This window comes from Bradyrhizobium sp. Mp27 (genome assembly GCF_029953005.1).
GTDB classification, from domain to species: domain Bacteria; phylum Pseudomonadota; class Alphaproteobacteria; order Rhizobiales; family Xanthobacteraceae; genus Bradyrhizobium; species Bradyrhizobium barranii.
In genome coordinates this window covers 1-1,259 of sequence record NZ_JASAUS010000512.1, presented here as the reverse complement: position 1 = coordinate 1,259, position 1,259 = coordinate 1, and the positions used below count along the sequence as shown (strand labels likewise).

Below are 1,259 nucleotides of genomic sequence, written 5' to 3'. Positions count from 1 at the left end.
ATAAACGTCCTGCCTGACCGGCTACTGCTGTTCAGCGGCGCTGACGGCGATCATCAGGTGGGGGAGTTTCAAGTGACCATACCCGGGGGATTTTGACCGACCCACGGGGCTCGATGTGTTTGCGCTGAGTTGTCCGTAGCGCAATCTGCATAGGAGTGATGAATGGCAGGAGTTTTCGGCGTCCAGGGATTTGGCGTCCTCTCGAACTTCAACGGCGAGCTTGTCAGCAAAACCGCGGATTCGGTCATGCAAGAAATTGCAGACACCGGATCCAATTCGCTGGAGTTGGCGCCGCGCATTTTTACGTCAACCCGAACGTCAAACAACGTCCTCAACGTCCCTGAAAAGACGGAGAGCGATGCGAACATCGCAAAGGCTGTCGCCGATGCTCACGCGCACGGGCTCTCGGTCTTGCTCAAGTGCTATGACAAAAACATACACAATTGTTGGTAGTTTTCGTATTGCCCGGGCCTTTTATGATGCTATCTCCATATTTTGGGGAGGGTGAGCGCAAATGAGCATCACGGAAGATTCGTATCTCTATTTCGGAAATCTTGGCAAAACTGAGCCTCAATACGGTATTCCCAACTGGATTGGCCTTTGTCTTAACCCGCGCTATGAGCGGGAAATGCTGCATGACTTAAATAACCCGCTTCCTGTCCCTGATGGTTCAGTCAAGAAAATACAAGCGCAAGATGTGATGGAGCACATCCCGAAAGAGCGAGTGCCAAGCCTCTTTGATGAGATATACCGGGCGCTAAGAGTCGGTGGAATTTTCAGGCTCAGTGTTCCTGATTATCGAAGCCCTTTGCTTAAGGCGAGATCGATTTACAATCATAAAGGCGATGTCATCGCTGATCTGATGATGGGCGGGAAGGCTGAATACGACGCCGAAAAAGCTGTTCTTAAGCCTATGTACACGACCGATGGTTATGCGCACCTCTGGTTTCCAACCTACGAGCAGATTCTTCACCTAATATTGCAGTCTGAAATCCGAAAATGTTCGGACATAACTTTTCATCATTATTTTGTAGACGACGAGACTGCCGTGACGAATGCGTTCCCAGAGAATGAAATGTTCGTCTTTAGATGCCCGCCCCGCGACATGCGGGCTGGCGGCAAGCCGATTTCGATCATTGTTGATTTCACTAACCCGTCTTATTCGCGAGAGGGCGCCTGAGAGGCTGGCGAGCGTGGTGTAAAGCGCTGATGCGGCGTAGGATTCGGTTGCGAAGCCACCCCATCACCTTCAACCGCGA

General features: G+C 51.3%; 2 protein-coding genes. Both read left to right on the top strand.

Annotated elements, in window-relative coordinates:
• The first annotated feature begins 162 nt into the window (after positions 1-162).
• Positions 163-453 (top strand): hypothetical protein, encoded by a 291-nt coding sequence (locus tag QJT78_RS51400; protein ID WP_028154629.1) that lies wholly within the window; start codon positions 163-165, stop codon positions 451-453.
• Between the two features lie 61 nt (positions 454-514).
• Positions 515-1,180, top strand: coding sequence for a methyltransferase domain-containing protein (locus tag QJT78_RS51395; RefSeq protein ID WP_281460890.1), 666 nt, complete (start codon positions 515-517; stop codon positions 1,178-1,180).
• The last annotated feature ends 79 nt before the right edge of the window (positions 1,181-1,259 follow it).